The organism is Nocardioides oceani, assembly GCF_030412965.1.
In the GTDB taxonomy this organism is placed as follows: Bacteria; Actinomycetota; Actinomycetes; order Propionibacteriales; family Nocardioidaceae; genus Nocardioides; species Nocardioides oceani.
This window is the reverse complement of sequence record NZ_JAUHJQ010000125.1, coordinates 1-281: the sequence shown is the minus strand read 5'-3', so window position 1 is coordinate 281 and position 281 is coordinate 1. Positions and strand designations below refer to the sequence as shown.

Annotated in this window: 1 protein-coding gene; it reads right to left on the bottom strand. The window is 76.9% G+C overall.

What is annotated here, in order from left to right; genetic code table 11:
* Positions 1-105: 105 nt before the first annotated feature.
* A partial coding sequence (locus tag QWY28_RS24590; protein WP_369292716.1) for a TOBE domain-containing protein occupies positions 106-281 on the bottom strand: 176 nt, incomplete at its 5' end.

The following is a 281-nucleotide window of genomic DNA, read 5'->3' as shown; positions in this document are numbered from 1 at the left end:
CCTCGGCGGTGCGGTGGCGGTCGGCGTCGGAGACGCGCAGCCGCGTGGGGTCCGGCGTCCCGGGTGTGTGGCTGCCCTCCATGGGCGCCACCCTAGGCCGCGAGGTCAGTCCGCGACCACCAGGACCGGCACCTGCTCGACGTCGACCCGCACCCGCTCGCCGACCCGGAGGGCGACGGCCTCCGAGCTCGGCAGCTGGGCGGTGACCAGCGTGCCGTCGGTCAGGGTGACGCTGGCGCGCGAGACCGGTCCGAGGAACGCGACGGAGGCGACCGTGGCCG